This is a genomic window from Alteromonas sp. ABH4_453 (assembly GCF_056160665.1).
The window spans coordinates 1-223 of the sequence record NZ_JBSWXP010000030.1; the positions used below are offsets into that span (position 1 = coordinate 1).

At 52.0% G+C, this 223-nt stretch carries 1 rRNA gene; it reads right to left on the reverse strand.

From position 1 onward, the window contains the following. Positions 1 to 223, reverse strand: a 16S ribosomal RNA gene (locus ACXAGV_RS19090); the annotation flags it as partial.

Below are 223 nucleotides of genomic sequence, written 5' to 3' on the forward strand. Positions count from 1 at the left end.
CTGGCAACTAAGGACAAGGGTTGCGCTCGTTGCGGGACTTAACCCAACATCTCACGACACGAGCTGACGACAGCCATGCAGCACCTGTGTCAGAGTTCCCGAAGGCACCAATCTATCTCTAGAAAGTTCTCTGCATGTCAAGTGTAGGTAAGGTTCTTCGCGTTGCATCGAATTAAACCACATGCTCCACCGCTTGTGCGGGCCCCCGTCAATTCATTTGAGT